The 504-nt window shown below is 66.1% G+C and carries 1 protein-coding gene; it reads right to left on the bottom strand.

Annotated features, from left to right (window positions below; all coding sequences use genetic code 11):
* A partial coding sequence (locus BIU82_RS16995; protein WP_253182830.1) for a PfkB family carbohydrate kinase occupies positions 1-502 on the bottom strand: 502 nt, incomplete at its 3' end.
* Positions 503-504: the final 2 nt, after the last annotated feature.

Raw genomic sequence — 504 nt, forward strand, 5'->3', positions numbered from 1 at the left:
GGGCCTCCTCGACGCTGTTCCAGAACATCGGACGGTAATCGAGGTCCAGGATGGTGTGCTGCCCTTCCTTGAGGGCGGAGCGCGGGCGGGCGTCATGGGCCGCGATATGGGCCGAGCGGCTGGGTTCCTGGCAGAGGCCCGTTACGGTGGACCAGAAGATCCGGGCGTCCCGGATGGCGTCCAGGTCCAGTTCATCCGCTGCGATCTGGAGGTCCGGCGCCGTGGGGAAACGTCCGTAGAAATAGAGGGGGAATTTCTGCTCTTCCGGCAGGATTGCGCAGAAGGTGGCCGGGGTCTGCAGGCCTTCGACGCCGCTGACGAAGCGGTCGTCCACGCCGAACTTGGCCAGTTCCCGGTGGAGGTATTCGCCGAAGGGGTCCTCGCCGGTTCGGGTGATCACCGCCGTCGAGCGTCCGTGGCGTGCCGCGGCAACGGCAACGTTGGACGGCGAGCCGCCAAGGTACTTGCCGAAGCTTCCCACTTCGTCGAGGGTGACGCCAATGT

Origin of the sequence: Arthrobacter sp. SW1 (assembly GCF_001766675.1) — a bacterium.
Lineage (GTDB): Bacteria > Actinomycetota > Actinomycetes > Actinomycetales > Micrococcaceae > Arthrobacter.